The sequence below is a fragment of the Nocardia sp. NPDC058244 genome, assembly GCF_042882065.1.
Lineage (GTDB): Bacteria > Actinomycetota > Actinomycetes > Mycobacteriales > Mycobacteriaceae > Nocardia.
The window spans coordinates 235,148-252,633 of sequence record NZ_JBHVWX010000004.1 but is presented as its reverse complement, the minus strand read 5'-3'; the positions used below and the strand labels follow the sequence as shown (position 1 = coordinate 252,633).

Genomic DNA, 17,486 nt, shown 5'->3' with positions numbered 1-17,486 from the left:
GGCAGCAACCATGCAGCGATCTGGGTGTTGACGCGAACGAACGAGGGCTCAGCGCAGGGCGCGGCAGTACAGCGCGTCGGGATGGGCACCGCGGGCGTTGGCCCACGAGAAGGCGATGCCCGCCGCGTACTCGGTGGCCGCGCACTGGGCCTTGTAGTACCCGTGCGCGTAGTCGCCGCCTTCGCCGGAGGCGGGGCGGCTGTCGCCGCGGTCGTCCCAGAGCGTGCGGCCAGCGCCGGCCAGTGGCAGGCGGGCGGGGGCGCACAGGACGGCCGACATCTTGTCGCCGCGCAGGCTGTAGCCGATCATGAACTGCCCGTCCCGGCACTGGTACTTGGTGAAGCCACCGGCCCAGTCGGTGCTGACCCGCTCCGAGTCCACTTTCACGGCCGTGGTGCCCGGCTGCCAGAGCGCGCCCTCGGTGGCGTCGGTGCACAGCCCGCCCTGCCCGCGCGAGCTGATGCCGATCAACCGCTGATCATCGGGGCAGACGAGTTTGTGCGCACCGCTGTCCCAGTCGGCCGCGGCCCGCACCGAGCGGTTGTCGTCCTCGTGGATGCCGTTGAGCATCGACCAGGTCCGGACCGGCGCGACCGGCCCGGTCTTGCCGTCCGCGGCGAGCAGCCGGCGCACGTGCGCGCCGCGCCAGTCGTCGGCGTCGGTGACGCTGCGCAGGCCGCCCGCGGTGTCGTAGCGCAGCAGGCCCCACTGATTGCCCGCGTCGTTCTGGTGGAACCCGACGAGCGGCCAGTAGGCGAAGTCCAGATCCTTCTCGACGAGGAAGTCGACCAGGGCGCCGAACCAGGCGCGATCCAGCGGTTCGGCGTCCTTGCCGATCCCGAATTCACTGATCCACACCGGCGCGGTGAAATGCCGGTCCGGCGTGGTCGCCACGAACCCGGCGAGTTCGTTCATCGCCTGGAACAGCTCGGCGCGCGACAGATCGCGGAAGCGGGGGTCGGTGGTCTCGCCCCAGCCGGTCGCACCGGTGTGATGGCGGCCGATATAGCCGTAGAAGTGCGCCGCGTAGACGACCTTGTGCGACTGCTTCAGCGTCACCGACAGCCGGTTCAGCGGCTCGAGCATGGGACGTTCGTGCGGGGTCAGATCGGTGGGGATGCCGATCCAGTTCAGGCCCTCGATCATCACCAGCAGGTCCGGATTCGCGCCGCCGACGATGGCGTCACCGGCCTCCTGCGCGGCGTCGTACCAGTCGTGGTTGTCGCCGAGGCCCCAGTTCGGGTCGTCCCAGGTGTCGCGGCGCACCTCGTTGCGCAGGTCGGCGCCGACGACGCCGGTGTTGCCCCGGTAGCGGGCGGCCATGAACGTCCAGTCGTCGATCCACTCGTCCCACGACTGGCCGGAATTCCAGCGCTCGTTGCCGTCGACGGCGCAGCACCAGCGGGTGGAGGTGGTGTGATTGTTGAGGATGACGGCGAGCCCGGCGTCGGTGAGCGCGGTGACCGCGCGATCGAACACCTCGAGCGGACGCAGCCCGTTGAGCTGCGGATTGGCCGTCAGCCCCTGCACCGGGCGGGCGTCGGTGATCATCTCGTTGGAGAACGGCAGCCGAATGCTGTTGAGCCCCAGCGCCTTGAAGTCGGCGATCAGGACGTCCATCCGGACCCGGTCCAGCCCGAGCGGCGCCCGGTGCCCGTTCTCCTGGGCGAAGTTGGCGGCGTCGGTCTCGTCGTCGCCGCTGCCGTTCCAGGTGCCGCTCGACCCGTGCCAGTTCCCGGATTTGAGCTTGACCCGATTCCCGTTCGCGTCGACGATGTAGCGCCCGCTGGTGCTGAGCGGGCCGTGGATTCCGCCCGGATCGGCGACCGCGGGCGCGCTGTCGCGCAGAAGCGGAGTGAGGAGCGCCCCGAACAGGCAGGCGACGACGGCGAAGATCCTGAGCTGCATGCCGACGAACGCTAACGCACCGGAAATCCTCTGTGAAACAGCTGAATTTCACCGATTCATCGGATTCGGTTGTCAATCGCCGCACCCGCACTAGGCTGCGCGCCATGGAGGTGCACACCCGGCAGTTGCGATACTTCGTCGCGGTGGCCGAGGAGCTGAACTTCACCCGCGCCGCCCAGCGTCTGCACGTCTCCCAACAGGGCTTGAGCACCCAGATCAAACAGCTGGAGCGGGAGCTGGACGTGGCTCTGTTCGCTCGCACCACCCGCACCGTCGAGCTCACCGCCGCCGGTGCCGTGTTCCTCCGCGACGCCAGGGCGGCGCTGACCGGCCTGCACGCGGCGATCGAGCGGGCCAGGTCGACGCACCGCGGGGAACGGGATCGCCTGGTCCTCGGGCTGATGGAGGGCGGCGCCCTCACTCTCACCGAGCCGATCCTGTCGGCGTTCCGGGAGCGTCATCCCGAGGTATCGGTGGAGCTGCGGCATTTCAGCTACGCGGACCCGGCCGTCGGCCTGACCGACGGCTCGGTCGACGTCGCCTTCGCCCGGCGCCCGTTCCGCGACGACGGCGTGCGCTTCGAGCCGCTGTTCACCGAACCGCTGATGGTGATGCTGCCGTCGAACCATCGGCTGGCCGACCGCGCCGAGGTCGCGGCGCACGAGCTGCTCGACGAACCGATGCTCGGCGCCGCCACCGCGGATCCGGTCTGGAATGCCTACTGGGAGCTCGCCGAGCATCGGAACGGGCTGGCCGCGCTCGTGGTCGGCCGGTCGAGCTCCTTGCTCGAGGAGCTGAACAAGGTCGCGACCGGTGTCGGCATCGTGCTCACCGCGGCGTGCGCCAGGTGGGTCCCGTTTCCGCGGGTCCGGTTGGTCCCGGTCGCCGGGACCACGCCGAACGAGGTCGCGGTCGGCTGGCGCGCCGACCACGAAACGCCCCTGATCCGCTCGTTCGTCGAGATCGCCCGATCGGTGCGCGACGCCAACCCCGACCTCGTCCGCGATCTCCAGGACCCCGACTTCGCGGACTGTTCGGTGCCACCCCAGCTCTGAGCACCGAACCGCCGTGACCTGCGGCGACGCCCCAGCACGACGGTGCGATGCCAGCGACACGCCCGGGTACGGGTAACCTTCCCCCTCATGTGGATCATTCTCGCCATTTCCGTGGTCAGCTCCGTGATCATTGCGATCCTGTTCGCCACCGGCTTCCCGGAGCACTGAGCCGTCGCGGTAGCCGTCCTATAGCTGTCCGGCCCCGTTCGCGGGATGTGGTGAGAAGATGGCTGGGTGCCGAACAGTAGCCAGCCCAGTGCGCGGTCCGACGACGGCCGCTCGTTCGTAGTCGCCGACGCCACCGACAGCGCGCTGGTCGCCGGTTCGCTGGCCGTAGTCGTCGCGGCCGAGCGCCGTCAGCTCGTGCTCGTCGAGGAACGGTCGGAGACGACCCCGGTTCGCCTGCGCGGCCGGTTGATCGGCGAATTGAACGACGACGGCATCGACGTCCGCGCCGGCTACGCCTTCACCGAGGGCACGGTCGAGATGGTCGACGCCGCCACGGTCCAGACACTGCACGAGACGACCGGCGCGCTGCTCGACGTCGGGGTGAACCTCACCCCGCCCGGCGGCCCGGCCCGGCTGCTGCCCAAGCGGTTCAACCGGCACACCTTCTGGTGTGGGCAGAGCGGGTCCGGCAAGACCTACGCGCTCGGCGTCGTCCTCGAGCAGGTGATCGCGCACACCGCGCTGCCCGTGGTGATCTTCGACCCCAATTCCGATTTCGTCCGGCTCGGCGAGATCGCCCCCGGTGCGACCGGCCCCACCGCCGACGCGTTGCGCGAGCGCGACATCCGGGTGCTGCGCCCGCATTCCGCGCACCCGCTGCGGGCCAGGTTCACCGCGCTGCCGCTGACCTCCAAGGCCGCGATCCTGCGGATCGATCCGATCGCCGATCGCGAGGAGTTCAACGAGCTGATCCACCTCGCCGACCAGCTCGCCGCCGCCGAGCTAGAGGAAACCCTGCCGTCGCTGCTGCGCTCGGAATCCGCGGCGCAGCGGCGCCTGGCGATGCGCATCGAGAACCTCGGGCTGCACGAGTGGGAGGTGTGGGCCCGCCAGGACCGCGCGGTCACCGAGGTCGTCGAGGAACGCCCCGACGCGACCGTGCTCGACCTGGGCGGATTCTCCACCGCCGCACAGCAGCTCGTGGTCGCGCTGGCCCTGCTCGACGACCTGTGGGCCCGCCGCGAGGAGCGCCGCCCTATCCTGCTCGTCATCGACGAGGCGCACAATCTGGCCTCGCCCCGGCTGGATTCCCCGATCGCGATCGCGGTGCGCGAGCGGTTGATCCAGATCGCCGCCGAAGGCCGCAAATTCGGGCTGTGGCTGCTGCTGTCGACGCAACGTCCGTCGAAGGTGCACTCCGGCATCATCTCCCAGTGCGACAATCTCGCGCTGATGAAGATGACCTCCCCCGTCGACCTCGCCGAACTCGGCACCTACTTCGGGTACGCGCCCGCGGCCCTGCTCGGCCGCTCCCCCTGGTTCCGCCAGGGCGAGGCGCTGTTCGCCGGCGGTTTCGTCCCGGCGCCCGCGCTGGCCAAAGTGAGCGCGCGGATCACCCCCGAGGGCGGCAGCGACGTCGGGGTTCCGCTGCGCTGAGCAGTCACGATCGTCGGCGTTTTCGTCCGGATCACGGTGGGGCCGCCTAGAGTTGACTGATTGTGCGGGGCGATGCGGAGGGGGACGGCCGAGTTGCCCTCGCGGTGCGCCGGTGCGCATTCCGTCGGCGCAGGCCGAGCGCCCTCGGCGTGTACTGGAAGCTGGCGCGGGCCGGATTCAAACGGCAGGCCCAGTACAAGCTGGCGATGTTCGCCGGGCTGTTCACCAACTGCGTGTTCGGTTTCGTCCGGGCGGCGGTGATGGTGGCCGCGGTCCGCGCCGCCGGCGATTTCGGCGGCTACGACGAGGGCACCATCGGCGCGTACGTGTGGCTGTCGCAGGCGCTGCTCGGCGCGACCCAGTTCATGGGCCCGCCGATCGACCTGGTGGAACGGATCAAATCCGGTGACGTCGCCATCGATTTCCTGCGCCCGGTCGACGTCCAGCTCAGCTATCTGGCCACCGATATGGGCCGGGCGGCCTGCACGTTCCTGCCCCGCGGCGTGCCGAGCATCATCATCGGCGCCGCGACCTTCGGGCTGTCGATGCCGACGACGCCGGTGGCCTATCTGCTCGGCCTGATCAGCGTGCTGCTCGCGGTGGCGCTGTCGTTCCTGTGCCTGTTCGCGGTCGCGCTGATCGGGTTCTGGGTGGTGGAGATCCGCGGGATCCGGGTGCTGTACCAGATCGTCGGCACCTTCCTGGCCGGGCTCTTCGTCCCGGTCCACATGTTTCCCGACTGGTTGCGGACGATAGCGATGGCTACCCCGTTTCCCTCCATCCTCCAGGCACCGATCGATACGCTGTCCGGGCGGGTCGCCGGCATGGACGCCTTGCTCACTGTTGCGGCGCAAGGCTTCTGGGTGCTGGTGATCGGACTGCTCGGCAGGGTGTTGCTGCGGGCGGGACAACGCAGGTTGGAGGTACAGGGTGGCTGAACCGGATTCCGCGCGCATCGTGGCCGGGACCTGGTTCACCCCCTATCTCGCAGTATTGCGTTCGCGTGTGAAAGCACAGCAGGTGTACCGGCTCTCGTTCGCCACCGAGGTGTTCAGCGCCTTCCTGATCGGCCTGGTCGAGTTCGCCGAGGTGTGGGTCATCTTCCACAATGTCGGCACGCTCGGCGGGCTCGACACCAACGCGGCGCTGCTGCTGTTCGGGCTGTCCAACACCTCCTTCGCGCTGGCCCAGGTGCTGGTCGGGCACCTGGACTCGCTGCCGGCGATGATCCGGATGGGCACCCTCGACGCCTATCACCTGCGCCCGCAACCCCTGCTGCTGCAACTGATCACCAGCGATATCTCGCTGCGCAGGCTCGCGCGCGCCGCCGTCGCGGTGATCGTGCTCGGGGTGGGGCTGTGGCGCAACGAAATCGACTGGGGCATCGCCCCGGTTACCTTGATCGTGATCACCCTGATCAGTGGAATTGCCCTGTTCTGTGGCCTTTTCGTATGCGCGGCGGGACTACAGTTCTTTCTGATCGACGGTGCCGAGCTCACCAACAGCTTCACCTACGGCGGATCCTTCGCCGCGATGCAGCCCGCTTCGGTGTTCCCCGCGCCGCTGAAGCTGTTGTTCGGGTTCGCGATTCCCGTCGCGTTCACCGCCTACGTGCCGACGATAGCGCTGCTCGGTCTCCCCGGACCGCCGCTGTTGCCCGCGTGGTCGGCCTGGTTGACACCGGCGGCGGCGGCATGGGTGTGGTTACTGGCCTTCGCAGCGTGGCGGATAGGAACGAGGCACTATCAGGGAGGAGGGGGATAGCGATGGAGGACGAGTACGGCTCCGCGGAGCCGATCATCGACATCGACGACCTCACCCGGCAGTTCACGGTCTACCGCAAGAACGGCAGCCGCTGGCGCAGACACCGGGACACCATCACCGCGGTCGACCGGATGAGCTTCCGGATCGAACGCGGTTCCGCGGTCGGCTATATCGGCGCCAACGGCGCGGGCAAGTCGACCACGATCAAGATGCTCACCGGCATCCTGGTGCCGACCACCGGCAGCGTCCGCACCTGCGGGCTGGAACCGGTGCGCCAGCGCAGGGAGCTGGCCGCGCGGATCGGCGTCGTGTTCGGGCAGCGCTCGCAGCTGTGGTGGGATCTGCCGCTGCACGAGTCGTTCTCGATCCTGGCGGCGATCCACCGCCTCGATCCCGACATCGCCGACAAGCGCACCCACGAGCTGGTCGAACAGCTCGAGATGGCCGACACCCTCGACACCCCCGTCCGCCAGCTCTCGCTCGGCCAGCGCATGCGCGCGGAAGTGGCCGCCGCGCTGCTGCATTCGCCGGAGCTGGTGATCTTGGACGAGCCGACGATCGGCCTGGACGTGCTGTCCAAACAACGATTACGCGAGTTCCTGCGCGCCGAACGGATCGAGCGCGGCACCACGCTGCTGCTCACCACCCACGACATGGGCGATATCGAACGGCTCTGCGACCGCGTCCTGGTCGTCGATCACGGCAGGCTGGTGTACGACGGTTCACTGGCCGGGCTCGGCGCCACCGTCGGCGCACGCCGGGTGCTGGTGGTCGACCTGGCCGCGCCCACACCGGATCTCGACGACCTGCCCTGCGGGGCGCAGCTGCTGTCCAGTGAGGCGGGCGGCATGCGCCAGCGCCTGGCCTTCGACGCCGAACACACCACGGCGGCGGCGTTACTGGCCGCGGTGTCGGACCGGGCGCAGGTGCGCGACCTGTCGATCGAGGAACCGGGCATCGAGGACGTGGTGCGCCGGATCTACGAATCGGCCCGCTGAGTCAGCTCGGCGCGTTCGGCGTGCCGGAATACAGGCTGACCTCGCCGTTCTCGCCGAGGAACGCGTTGACCAGCATGATCCGCTGCGCCTGGAGGTCGCCGGGCTCCGGCGCGCTGGTGGTGATCGAGATCTGCGGTATCGCAGCCCAGTTCACCACATAGCGTTCGGGCGGGCCGTCGTCGTCGGACAGGCGCGCGAGCCGGAACACCGAGACCGCGCGGCGCTCCATCAGGTCGCGCACGACGTCGGCGATTCGCTGCGGGTCTTCCAGCGCGAACAGGAACCCGAAGGTCAGTTCGGGTGAGGACACATAGGCCGGCACATTTATCGAGGTTAGTGCATGCGGCGGCAATCGCGGCGGGTACGGTCGCACCGATTGCCGGGAATGTGCGGATGGGTAACACGGGAGACGTCTCGTGGTGACCCCGCCGTAACGGTGCATAACAATTTCCGCAGACCGGGCGATTTGTACACCATACTATTGCGCGGTCGCGCCGAATCGCGCTTTCCTGAGAGGGTCCCGATTTTTCCCCGGGTCGTCTTCCTCGCCGCAGCGTCGCGGATATTCGTCGACGCCCGGGCGGGGCTACGCCGGTGCCGGGGAGTGCACCTCCCCCGAATCCTCCCCGGCTCTGGCGTATCCAAGCACGAAATTCAGCGTATTCAGGGGCGTGCATCATGCCGTTCGATCCCGGCCATCGTGTGGATGCCACGCAATTCCCGCCACCCTCGGCGCTGTTGCGGGCCTTCCTGGAATCCACCGACCCCGACCCGGCGCGGCACCGGGTACTCGAGGCCGCGAATCGGCTGGCCCGCTGCCACGACCGCAGGCATCAGGCGATCGAGGCGGCCCGCGCGCCGGAGGCCACCAGCGGCCGGATCGCGGCGTGCGGCAAATTGATCGACCAGATCGACGGCGACCGCGCCACGCTGATCGACCGCATCGACGAGTGGGTCGCCGCCAATGTGGCGCACCGGGCGGGCGCCTCGCTGCACACCGAGACCCTCGGCGCGGTGATCGACCGGATGGCGGCGAAATGGATCGCCGCCCAGCGGGCGCTGGGCGGCGATCCGGTCGAGAAGACGACCCCGCGGCAGTGGGAGGCACGCACCCATCTGCACTGGTGCCGGCTGGCCGAATTGACCGACGGCTACCGGGATCTGATCACCGATGTCACCGAACACCGCAGGCGGCTGCCGGTGTGGTGAGGGTCAGGCCTTGTCGCCGGGAACCGGCTCGGTGACCTCGGCTTCGACCTCGGCCTCGACGGGCTCGTCCGCGGCCTCGGCCTCGACGAACTCGGTGTAGGCGCGCTCGGCGTCGAGCTGCTGCTCGGCGTCGCGGCGCGCCGCCGCGGCGGCCTCGTTCATCTCGATCGCGTCGGTGATGAACTCACCGATCTCGCGCGCGACCTCGGCGACCGCCCCGGTGATCAGCGTGGCGATATTGCCGACGTGCCTGGCACCGGAGGACGTCAATTCCTGGACAAGATCTTTGTTGCTTTCGAATTTGCCGACCATTTACACGCCCACTTCGGTTGCCTTCCGATTACGCATAACGATAACACTGGGCTTGGGGGCCCTCTTGACGAAGCGATCCGGCACCGAGAGCAGGAAGATCTTGGCCCAGACCGAGCCGATCTGCTTGGAGAAACGACCGGTGTTGTACGGCAAGCCGTACTTCTCGGCCAGCGCCTTCACCTCGGGCGCCATCTCCGGGTAGCGGTTGGCCGGGATGTCGGGGAACAGGTGGTGCTCGATCTGGTGCGACAGGTTGCCGGACAGGATGTGGAACAGCTTGGAGCCCTTGATGTTGGCCGAGCCGAGCATCTGCCGGACGTACCACTCGCCGCGGGTCTCGACCTCGGTCTCCTCCTTGGTGAACGTCTGTACACCCGAGGGGAAGTGACCGCAGAAGATGATCGAGTAGGTCCACAGGTTGCGCACCAGGTTGGCCGCGGCGTTGCCGGCCAGGGTGTGGAAGAACAGCGGGCCGGTGAGCAGCGGGAAGGCCACGTAGTCCTTGACGACCTGCCTGCTCGCCTTCTTGGCCTGCCCCTGGAGCAGCGGCTTGATCTGGGCCCAGGTGCGCTTGCCCTTGACGATGTTGTCGAACTCGAGGTCGTGGAGCATCACGCCCCACTCGAAGAAGGTCATCAGCAGGAAGGCGTACACCGGGTTGCCCAGGTAATACGGGTGCCACTTCTGGCCCTCGTCCATGCGCAGGACGCCGTAGCCGATGTCGCGGTCCATGTCGTGGACGTTGGTGTAGGTGTGGTGCATGTAGTTGTGCGAGTGCTTCCACTGGTCGGCCGGGCAGACCGTGTCCCAGTCGAATTCGCGGGAGTTGATGCCGCGCTCACGCATCCAGTCGTACTGACCGTGCATGACGTTGTGGCCGATCTCCATGTTGTCCAGGATCTTCGACACGCCCAGCGCCGCCACGCCCGCCAGCCAGAACGGCGGCAGGAAGCCCAGGTACATCAGGCCGCGGCCGGCGATCTCCAGGCCACGCTGGGTCTTGATGATCTTGTAGATGTAGTCGCGGTCGCGTTCGCCCAGATCGGCCTCGACGCGGGCGCGCAGTTCGTCGAGCGCCCGGCCGAGCTCCTCGACCTGGTCCGGGGTCAGGATGACCGGGCCGTCTTTGCCTTCGGTGAGGATCGTCATGGCTGTATCTCCCCTTGGTTGGTTTCTCGGTACTCGGTGTCTAGAGGGCGATGTCGACGTCGCCGACGGCCGTGTTCACGCAGATCTGGATCTGCTTGTCGGGATCGGCGTCGAGCTCGCCGGTGCGCAGGTTGCGGGTGCAGCCGGAGACCTTGGTCGCGGTGCAGGAGAAGCAGATGCCCATCCGGCAGCCGTATTCCGGGGTCAGGCCCGCCGATTCGGCCTGCTCGAGCAGCGACGCTCCGGTGTTGTCGGCGGCGACGTCGCTGCCGGAGAAGGTGATGGTGCCGGTGGCCTCGGCCGGGTCGGCCGGCACGGTGGTGAGGGTGAACTCCTCGCTGTGCACCCGATCGGCGAGACCCTCGGCCTCGAAGATCGTCTGCACGGCCCGCATCAGCGGCGGCGGACCGCAGACGAAGGTCTGCGCGTCGGCGAACCACGGCGCGACCCGCTCGAGCTCGTCGTAGTCGAAGAAGCCACTGCCGGTGGAGGTCTCACCGTCGACGACGGTGCCCGGCTCGACCGGGTAGCGGTACTCGATCCGGAAGTTCGGCCTGCGGTTGGCGATCGCGGTCAGCTCGGCCCGGTGCGGCACCATCTCGGGCTGACGCGCGTAGTGCAGGAAGGTGATCTCGCCGGTGAAGCCCTCGGCGTCGAGGGTGCGCAGCATCGACAGCACCGGGGTGATGCCGCTGCCGCCGCTGACCAGCAGCACCCGGTCCGGGCGACGCTCGGGCAGGGCGAACACGCCCGCGGCGGGCGCGAGGTCGACGACCATGCCCGGCTCGGCGTGGTCGTGCAGGTAGTTCGACACCAGCCCGCCCGGGTGCGCCTTCACGGTCAGCTGGAGGAAGCGGTCGCCGCGGCTCTCCGGATCGATCGGCGAGTAGCAGCGGGTGTGCCGGACGCCGTTGATCGAGACGCCGATCTGCACGTACTGACCCGCGCTGTGGCCGCGCCACTGCCGGGAGGCGCGCAGGGTGAGCGTCACCGAACCGGGCACCGCGTGCGAGACATGAGTGACCTCGGCGCGCAGCTCCCGCGCGGTGAGCGCGGGCGAGACCAGCTCCAGGTACCGGTCCAGCGGATGCGGCGTCGTCAACGTCTGCACCAGGTCGATCAGTCCCACCATGCGTCTTGCCCCTCTGCGGAAGTTGTGCGGCATGCGATTCACAATTCAGTGCACGCCTGTACACTCACCAGTGTGCCGGATGGACCCAGCCCGCTGTCAACCGGCAAAGATGTGAGGCGGGCAACATATCCAGGGAAGCGACTATGGTGAACGGATGTATGCTCACCGATGTGACTGAGCAGGCAGGAACCCGCAACGAGCGCAAGGCGCACACCCGTGCGGCCCTCCTCGAAGGCACCCTGACGCTGGCCGCCGACCGCGGATTCGCGGCGTTGAGCCTGCGGGAGATCGCCCGCTCGGCCGGCATCGTGCCGACCGCGTTCTATCGCCATTTCGCCTCGCTCGACGACCTCGGCGCCACGCTGGTCGACGAGGGCGTGACGGCGCTGCGCCTGGCATTGCGCGAGGTCAGACGCAAACCGGACGCGCATCTGGCCGATACAGTGCGCTTCGTGTTCGAGCAGGTCAGGGCCAAGCGCGCGCTGTTCGGCTTCCTCATCCGCGAGCGCCACGGCGGGCCTGCCCCGCTGCGCCAGGCGATCGCGATGGAGATGCAGCTGATCGTGCGCGAGATCGTCGCCGATCTGTCCCGGCTGCGCGCACTGGACACCTGGAGCACCACCGAGCTCGAGATCGCGGCCGACCTACTGGTCACCACGGTCACCGACGGGATCGCCGCCTACGTCGCGGCGACACCGCGCGAGGAGTCGGCGGTGGTCGAACGCACCGTCATGCAGATGCGCCTGATCGCGCTGGGCATCGGCGGCTGGGTTCCCAAAACCGCTGACTGAGGGATGTTTCCGGGGCTGTGGCCGCATGCGGTCCATGGTGTAACACACCCCACATGCCGCACAGCCGGAATTTCAGAGTACGGGCGTACACACAGTGCGGGCCGCCCCGTTCTGGTGAACCACCACTACGCCGCGGTCACCGTGGAGGCGGGCGCGCGCACCGGCAGCAGGACGAGCAGACCCGCCGCCAGGACGACGAGCAGTCCGGCGATCCCGGCCCGGTCGCTGTGGAAGATCGACACGAACACACCGAACAGCAGGGGCGCGAGGAACGAGACCGCCCGCCCGGTGGTGGTGTACAGCCCGAACAGCTGACCCTCCCGCCCGGGCGGCGCCAGCCGCGCCAGGAACGAGCGCGCCGAGGCCTGCGCGGGCCCGACGAACACGGTGAGCGCGAGCCCGAAGATCCAGAACATCAGCGAGCCCGACACCACCAGCAGCACCAGCCCGCACGCGAGCATCCCGATCAGCGAGGCCACGATCACCCGCTTGGGCCCGAGGGTGTCGTCGAAGCGACCCGCCGCGATCGCCGCCGCGCCCGCCACGACATTGGCGGCGATGCCGAACAGCAGCACATCGGCGTCGGCGAAGCCGTACACCTGCACCGCGAGCACCGCCCCGAAGGTGAACACCCCGGCCAGCCCGTCCCGGAAGACCGCGCTGGCGAGCAGGAACCACACGGTGTGCCGGTCACGCGCCCACAGCTCGCGCACATCGCGCCACAGGACCCGGTAGGAACCGAGCAGCCCGGCCCGCGCCGCGCCGGGGTCGGCGGTGGTGCGCGGGAGTTCGGGCACCGCGAACAGCACCGGCAGCGCGAAGACGGTGAACCAGACCGCCGCCAGCACGATGGCCAGGCGCACATTGAGCCCCTGATCGGTGGGCATGCCGAGCACGCCGCGGGTATCGCCGTCCCCGGCCAGGAACCCCACGTAGCAGATCAGCAGCAGCACGATGCCACCGAAATAGCCCATCGCCCAGCCGAATCCGGAGACCCGCCCGACCGTGGCCGGCGTCGAGACCTGCCGCATCATGGCGTTGTAGGGCACACCGGCCAGCTCGAACACGGCCGAGGCGAAGGCCAGCAGCGCCAGCCCGAGCCACAGATCGTGGTAGTCGTCGTGGACGAAGAACATCAGCGACATCGCGCCGACGGTGAGCGCGGTCAGGGTCGCCAGCGCTCGCTTGCGGGAGCCGACCGCGTCGAAGTACTGCCCGCAGACCGGCGCGGTCAGCGCGACGACCAGCCCCGCCGCCGCCAGGGCCCAGCCCAGCCAGGCGCTGGCCGGGGTGTCACCGGGCAGGTCGTCGCCGACCTTGTCGGTGAGATACACCGAGAACACGAAGGTCAGCGTGACGGCCTGGAACGCCGAGGACCCCCAGTCCCACAATCCCCACGCCACTACCTGCCCGCGCCCGGCCGCCTCGCCGACGGTCTCGGCCGCGTTCACCTCGGTCATGGCCGAAGCGTAATGGGGATCACGGCTCCCGGCAGGGCACATCGGCGTTTCGGCACGCCGTCAATCATATGAACCTGGTTGCATAGTACCGAGCGTTCCGGATACCCTCGTCCCATGGCACTGGAGCACGCGCTGCTGGTCTCGCTCAGCGAACGGGCCGGCTCGGGCTATGAACTCGCTCGCCGATTCGACAAGTCGATCGGCTATTTCTGGAGTGCCACCCACCAGCAGATCTACCGGGTACTCAAGCGTATGGAGGATTCCGGTTGGGTGACCGTGGAATCGGTCGCCCAACAGGGAAAACCCGACAAGAAGGTGTACTCGGTGGCCGCCGCGGGCCGGACCGAGCTCGCCCGCTGGATCGCCGAACCCACCGAGTACAGCCCGTCCCACGACGAACTCGGCGTGAAGATCCGCGGCGCCGCGCACGGCGACATCGACGCCGTGCTGGGCGAGGTGGCCCGCCACCGCGCCCAGCACGCGCAGCGGCTCGACGAGTACCGCCTCAGCGAGAAGAAATTCTTCCCGGCGCCGGACCAGCTCTCCGGCGCCGCCCTGCACCAGTATCTGGTGCTGCGCGCGGGCATCCGCGCGGAGTCCGGCTACGTCGAATGGTGCGACGAAGTACTGCAGGCCCTGCGACCCCGAAAAGGTGACGACCTTCCATGACTTCCTATCCCCACCTGTTCGAGCCACTCGACCTCGGCCACACCACCCTGCGCAACCGGGTGGTCATGGGCTCCATGCACACCGGCCTCGAGGACCGGGCCTGGGACACCAACAAGCTGGCCGCCTACTTCGCCGAGCGCGCCCGCGGCGGGGTCGGCCTGATCATCACCGGCGGCTACGCCCCCAACCGCACCGGCTGGCTCGCGCCGTTCGGCGGCAAGCTGACCACCAAGTCCGAGGCCTACCGCCACCGCCGGATCACCAAGGCGGTGCACGCCGAGGGCGGCAAGATCGCCATCCAGATCCTGCACGCCGGTCGCTATTCCTACATGCCGACCAGTGTCTCGGCCTCGGCGATCAAGTCCGCGATCAACCCGTTCAAGCCGCGCGCGCTCTCGGCCAAGGGCATCGAGAACACCATCGACGACTACGCGCGCTGCGCCGAGCTGGCCAAGTTCGCCGGCTACGACGGCTGCGAGATCATGGGTGGTGAGGGCTATTTCATCAACCAGTTCCTCGCGCCCAGGGTGAACAAGCGCACCGACAAGTGGGGCGGCACCGCCGAGAACCGGCGCAGGCTGCCCGTGGAGATCGCCAAGCGCATCCGCGCCGCCGTCGGCTCCGACTTCATCATCGTGTTCCGGCTGTCGATGGCCGAGCTGGTGGAGAAGGGCCAGACCTTCGAGGAGATCATCGCGCTGGCCCAGGAACTGGAGGCCGCGGGCGTCGACATCCTCAACACCGACATCGGCTGGCACGAGGCGCGGGTACCCACCATCGTCACCTCGGTGCCGCGCGCGGCGTTCGTGGAGTTCACCGCCAAGGTCGCCCGCCGGGTGAACATCCCGGTCTGCGCGTCCAACCGGATCAACATGCCCGAGATCGCCGAGGAGATCCTCACCCGCGGCGACGCGGCGCTGATCTCGCTGGCCCGGCCGCTGCTGGCCGATGCCGAGTGGGCCAACAAGGCCGAGGGCGACCGCGCCGACGAGATCAACACCTGCATCGCCTGCAACCAGGCCTGCCTCGACCACGCCTTCGGCAACAAGAAGGTGTCGTGCCTGGTCAACCCGCGCGCGGGTAGCGAGACCACGTTGCAGCTGTTGCCGACCCGGCGCGCCAAGCGGTTCGCGGTGGTGGGTGCCGGTCCGGCCGGTCTGTCGGCCGCGGTCAGCCTGGCCGAACGCGGTCACCACGTCGACCTGTTCGAGGCCGACGACAAGATCGGCGGCCAGTTCGACATCGCCCGCCGCATCCCCGGCAAGGAGGAGTTCGACGAGTCGATCCGCTACTTCCGCCGCAAGATCGAACTCACCGGCGTCACCCTGCACCTGGAGAGGCGGGTCAGCGCCGACGAGCTGATCGCGGGCAGGTACGACTCGGTGGTGCTGGCGACCGGCGTGCGCCCGCGCATCCCCAACATCCCCGGCATCGACCACCCGATGGTGCTGTCCTACGCCGAACTGGTGAAGGAGGAGAAGCCGGTCGGCAAGAAGGTCGCGGTGATCGGCGCGGGCGGCATCGGCTACGACGTGAGCGAATTCCTCACCGTCGAAGGACATCCCACCCTCAAGCTCGACGAGTGGAAGGAGGAGTGGGGTGTGGACTCCGAGGACGAGCAGGTCCGCGGTCAGCTCAAGCAGCCCAAGCCCTCCCCCGCCGCCCGCGACGTGGTGCTGTTGCAGCGCAAGTCGACCCCGTTCGGCAAGGACCTGGGCAAGACCTCCGGCTGGGTGCACCGCGCCGCGCTCAAGGCCAAGGGCGTCGAACAGGTCGGCGGCGTGAACTACGAGCGCATCGACGATCAGGGCCTGCACATCAGCTTCGGTGAGAAGCACGAGAAGCCGCGGGTGATCGAGGTCGACAACGTGATCGTCTGCGCGGGCCAGGAATCGGTGCGCGAGCTGGAAGAGCCGCTGCGCGCGGCCGGCGTGGACCTGCACCTGATCGGTGGCGCCGACGTGGCCGCCGAGCTCGATGCCAAGCGGGCCATCGCCCAGGGCACCCGCCTGGCGGCGCGCCTGTAACCGCAGACCCGGTCGTCCGACGCGAGGGACGATCGCCGCACCGCCCCGTACACCGAACTCGCATCCGGTGTGCGGGGCGGTGTTCTGCGTCCACGAGGATCGGCGCGAGTCGCTAACCGGCGGCCGTGTCGCGCACGAGGGCGAGCAAGGCACGTCCGTCCGAGGTCTGGAACCAGGACAGATGGCCGAGTAGCCAGTCACGGTAGGCGATCTCGGCATTGCGCGGCTCGGCGGCGACACTCAGGAAGTAGTCGATCTCAGATAGCTCGTAGCCGAGATGGACCAGCGGGAGGAGGTCGGCGAGCAGTACCTGTTCGGCGGCCGCGAGCGGACGCACCGCCCGGTAGCCCTCGAGCAGCGCGCGCACCTGCTCCGCGCGGACGTGGGCAGGCCCGCCGTCCCGCAGCGACACCCAGTCCACCGCAGCGCGTTCGATCGCGGTGGCGAGGTCGAAGACGGCCGTCGTGCGGTCGGCCAAGCCGAAGTCGAAGACCGAGGTGACCTCGGAGCCGGTCCAGAGCAGATTGGTCGCGTGCCAGTCGCCGTGCGTCCACAGCAGGGCGACACCGGTGAGATCGACGCGCAGATCCGGGATTTCGGCCCGCCAGTCACGATCGGCGAGGAAACGGGCGACGGCGGGGCGGCGGGCGATGTGCCACTCGAAGGCACGCGCGACGTCATCGCCGTGCAGGCTGGCGACCAGGGGCCGAGCCGGTCGCGCCGGAGCGTCGAAACCCGCTGCGGCCAGGTGCATCCGGGCCATCATCGCACCGGCGGCCGCCGCATCGGCGGTGTCGCGGTACGGCGTCCAGGAGAAGTCGGCGCGATACCGGTCCTCGCCCGCCCCCGCCCGCTGGACTTCGTAGACGAAGCCGGGCGCGCCACCGACAGGCCGAGCGCCGCGAGTGGCCCGGACTTCGGGCACCGGGATGCCCCCGGCGCGCAGGTGCGCCATGAACCTGTGTTCCTCGGCGAGCGCGGACAGGTCGCGGAGATGCAGCGGCAGCCGCTTCACCACGACCATGGCCCCGTCGCCCAATCGCACGCCGACCGTCGAGGACAGCGGACGCGCACTGCGCCAGACGATCTCGACGGGCTCGGCTCCGCCCCAGGTCGCCTCGACGGCTTCGGCGATCTCGTCCTCGGTCGGCGACGGCCAGGTAGGCGCGGCGGACGGCTCATCGCCCATTCCGAACACCTGGTGCTCAGCCACCATGGCCACCGCCGATCGGCGGGCCCGGTCGGCCGAGGGTGCGCGGCGGCCCGAGGGTGCGCGGCGCTGCGGGATCGGTCCGGCGATTCGGCGATTCGGTCGTCATGACGGGGGTAAGCCTAGGGCCACGGCGACCCGGTCGACTGAGCTCGGTGGGCGACGTGGCCACCGCCCGGCTCCGGCCGATCCCCTAA

16 protein-coding genes are annotated in these 17,486 nt (G+C 68.9%); 9 read left to right on the top strand and 7 right to left on the bottom strand.

What is annotated here, in order from left to right; genetic code table 11:
• Positions 1 to 48: 48 nt before the first annotated feature.
• Entirely contained in the window at positions 49 to 1,908 is a 1,860-nt protein-coding gene (locus ACFVW6_RS14255) for a glycoside hydrolase family 5 protein (RefSeq protein ID WP_378827732.1), read from the bottom strand.
• A gap of 104 nt (positions 1,909 to 2,012) precedes the next feature.
• Here ACFVW6_RS14255 and ACFVW6_RS14250 point away from each other — a divergent pair, with 104 nt between their 5' ends.
• The 5 genes from ACFVW6_RS14250 to ACFVW6_RS14230 all read left to right on the top strand — a co-directional run bounded on the left by ACFVW6_RS14250 (position 2,013) and on the right by ACFVW6_RS14230 (position 7,330).
• Positions 2,013 to 2,963, top strand: coding sequence for a LysR family transcriptional regulator (locus ACFVW6_RS14250; RefSeq protein ID WP_378827735.1), 951 nt, complete (start codon positions 2,013 to 2,015; stop codon positions 2,961 to 2,963).
• Between the two features lie 234 nt (positions 2,964 to 3,197).
• Positions 3,198 to 4,568: an ATP-binding protein gene (locus ACFVW6_RS14245; RefSeq protein ID WP_378827737.1), complete on the top strand. Its 1,371-nt coding sequence runs from the start codon at positions 3,198 to 3,200 to the stop codon at positions 4,566 to 4,568.
• Between the two features lie 62 nt (positions 4,569 to 4,630).
• Positions 4,631 to 5,506, top strand: coding sequence for an ABC-2 family transporter protein (locus ACFVW6_RS14240; RefSeq protein ID WP_355276909.1), 876 nt, complete (start codon positions 4,631 to 4,633; stop codon positions 5,504 to 5,506).
• A complete protein-coding gene (locus ACFVW6_RS14235) occupies positions 5,499 to 6,332 on the top strand; it encodes an ABC transporter permease (protein ID WP_378827740.1) in 834 nt (277 codons plus the stop codon). Before ACFVW6_RS14240 ends, ACFVW6_RS14235 begins: the two co-directional genes overlap by 8 nt.
• Positions 6,333 to 6,334: 2 nt before the next feature.
• Positions 6,335 to 7,330 carry an ATP-binding cassette domain-containing protein gene (locus ACFVW6_RS14230; RefSeq protein WP_355276906.1) on the top strand — a complete coding sequence of 332 codons (996 nt, stop codon included), beginning with the start codon at positions 6,335 to 6,337 and terminating at the stop codon, positions 7,328 to 7,330.
• 1 nt (position 7,331) lies between these two features.
• On the opposite strand, the gene ACFVW6_RS14225 is transcribed toward ACFVW6_RS14230, so the two are convergent.
• Positions 7,332 to 7,640: a hypothetical protein gene (locus tag ACFVW6_RS14225; RefSeq protein WP_355276904.1), complete on the bottom strand. Its 309-nt coding sequence runs from the start codon at positions 7,638 to 7,640 to the stop codon at positions 7,332 to 7,334.
• Positions 7,641 to 8,008: 368 nt separating this feature from the next.
• On the opposite strand from ACFVW6_RS14225, the gene ACFVW6_RS14220 reads away from it, so the two are divergent.
• Positions 8,009 to 8,539, top strand: a complete 531-nt coding sequence (locus ACFVW6_RS14220) for a DUF4254 domain-containing protein (protein WP_355276901.1) — start codon at positions 8,009 to 8,011, stop codon at positions 8,537 to 8,539.
• Between the two features lie 3 nt (positions 8,540 to 8,542).
• Here the strand turns inward: ACFVW6_RS14220 and ACFVW6_RS14215 are convergent, their stop codons facing one another.
• From ACFVW6_RS14215 to ACFVW6_RS14205, 3 genes are read right to left on the bottom strand one after another with little or no spacing between them, the layout of a single operon-like run.
• Positions 8,543 to 8,809, bottom strand: a complete 267-nt coding sequence (locus ACFVW6_RS14215; protein ID WP_378827744.1) for a hypothetical protein — start codon at positions 8,807 to 8,809, stop codon at positions 8,543 to 8,545.
• Positions 8,810 to 8,851: 42 nt separating this feature from the next.
• The gene (locus ACFVW6_RS14210) at positions 8,852 to 10,000 is read right to left on the bottom strand and encodes a fatty acid desaturase family protein (RefSeq protein WP_378827746.1); all 1,149 of its coding nucleotides are present in this window, start codon (positions 9,998 to 10,000) and stop codon (positions 8,852 to 8,854) included.
• A 40-nt stretch (positions 10,001 to 10,040) separates the two neighbouring features.
• The gene (locus ACFVW6_RS14205) at positions 10,041 to 11,132 is read right to left on the bottom strand and encodes a ferredoxin reductase (protein WP_378827749.1); all 1,092 of its coding nucleotides are present in this window, start codon (positions 11,130 to 11,132) and stop codon (positions 10,041 to 10,043) included.
• Between the two features lie 143 nt (positions 11,133 to 11,275).
• On the opposite strand from ACFVW6_RS14205, the gene ACFVW6_RS14200 reads away from it, so the two are divergent.
• Positions 11,276 to 11,923 (top strand): TetR family transcriptional regulator, encoded by a 648-nt coding sequence (locus ACFVW6_RS14200; RefSeq protein WP_378827751.1) that lies wholly within the window; start codon positions 11,276 to 11,278, stop codon positions 11,921 to 11,923.
• Between the two features lie 125 nt (positions 11,924 to 12,048).
• On the opposite strand, the gene ACFVW6_RS14195 is transcribed toward ACFVW6_RS14200, so the two are convergent.
• Positions 12,049 to 13,383, bottom strand: a complete 1,335-nt coding sequence (locus ACFVW6_RS14195) for an MFS transporter (RefSeq protein WP_355276891.1) — start codon at positions 13,381 to 13,383, stop codon at positions 12,049 to 12,051.
• Between the two features lie 114 nt (positions 13,384 to 13,497).
• Here ACFVW6_RS14195 and ACFVW6_RS14190 point away from each other — a divergent pair, with 114 nt between their 5' ends.
• Positions 13,498 to 14,052: a PadR family transcriptional regulator gene (locus ACFVW6_RS14190; protein WP_355276889.1), complete on the top strand. Its 555-nt coding sequence runs from the start codon at positions 13,498 to 13,500 to the stop codon at positions 14,050 to 14,052.
• Positions 14,049 to 16,079 carry an FAD-dependent oxidoreductase gene (locus ACFVW6_RS14185; RefSeq protein ID WP_378827754.1) on the top strand — a complete coding sequence of 677 codons (2,031 nt, stop codon included), beginning with the start codon at positions 14,049 to 14,051 and terminating at the stop codon, positions 16,077 to 16,079. Before ACFVW6_RS14190 ends, ACFVW6_RS14185 begins: the two co-directional genes overlap by 4 nt.
• Positions 16,080 to 16,191: 112 nt before the next feature.
• Here ACFVW6_RS14185 and ACFVW6_RS14180 read toward each other — a convergent pair whose 3' ends face one another.
• The gene (locus ACFVW6_RS14180) at positions 16,192 to 17,268 is read right to left on the bottom strand and encodes a phosphotransferase enzyme family protein (RefSeq protein ID WP_378827756.1); all 1,077 of its coding nucleotides are present in this window, start codon (positions 17,266 to 17,268) and stop codon (positions 16,192 to 16,194) included.
• Positions 17,269 to 17,486 lie beyond the last annotated feature (218 nt).

What these genes read in the sequence shown, in the direction of transcription:
- ACFVW6_RS14210 (WP_378827746.1), bottom strand. Translation starts at nt 10,000, where the DNA reads ATGACGATCCTCACCGAAGGCAAAGACGGCCCGGTCATCCTGACCCCG.
- ACFVW6_RS14250 (WP_378827735.1), top strand. Translation starts at nt 2,013, where the DNA reads ATGGAGGTGCACACCCGGCAGTTGCGATACTTCGTCGCGGTGGCCGAG.
- ACFVW6_RS14195 (WP_355276891.1), bottom strand. Translation starts at nt 13,383, where the DNA reads ATGACCGAGGTGAACGCGGCCGAGACCGTCGGCGAGGCGGCCGGGCGC.
- ACFVW6_RS14185 (WP_378827754.1), top strand. Translation starts at nt 14,049, where the DNA reads ATGACTTCCTATCCCCACCTGTTCGAGCCACTCGACCTCGGCCACACC.
- ACFVW6_RS14230 (WP_355276906.1), top strand. Translation starts at nt 6,335, where the DNA reads ATGGAGGACGAGTACGGCTCCGCGGAGCCGATCATCGACATCGACGAC.
- ACFVW6_RS14200 (WP_378827751.1), top strand. Translation starts at nt 11,276, where the DNA reads ATGGTGAACGGATGTATGCTCACCGATGTGACTGAGCAGGCAGGAACC.
- ACFVW6_RS14220 (WP_355276901.1), top strand. Translation starts at nt 8,009, where the DNA reads ATGCCGTTCGATCCCGGCCATCGTGTGGATGCCACGCAATTCCCGCCA.
- ACFVW6_RS14205 (WP_378827749.1), bottom strand. Translation starts at nt 11,132, where the DNA reads ATGGTGGGACTGATCGACCTGGTGCAGACGTTGACGACGCCGCATCCG.
- ACFVW6_RS14255 (WP_378827732.1), bottom strand. Translation starts at nt 1,908, where the DNA reads ATGCAGCTCAGGATCTTCGCCGTCGTCGCCTGCCTGTTCGGGGCGCTC.
- ACFVW6_RS14180 (WP_378827756.1), bottom strand. Translation starts at nt 17,268, where the DNA reads ATGGGCGATGAGCCGTCCGCCGCGCCTACCTGGCCGTCGCCGACCGAG.
- ACFVW6_RS14190 (WP_355276889.1), top strand. Translation starts at nt 13,498, where the DNA reads ATGGCACTGGAGCACGCGCTGCTGGTCTCGCTCAGCGAACGGGCCGGC.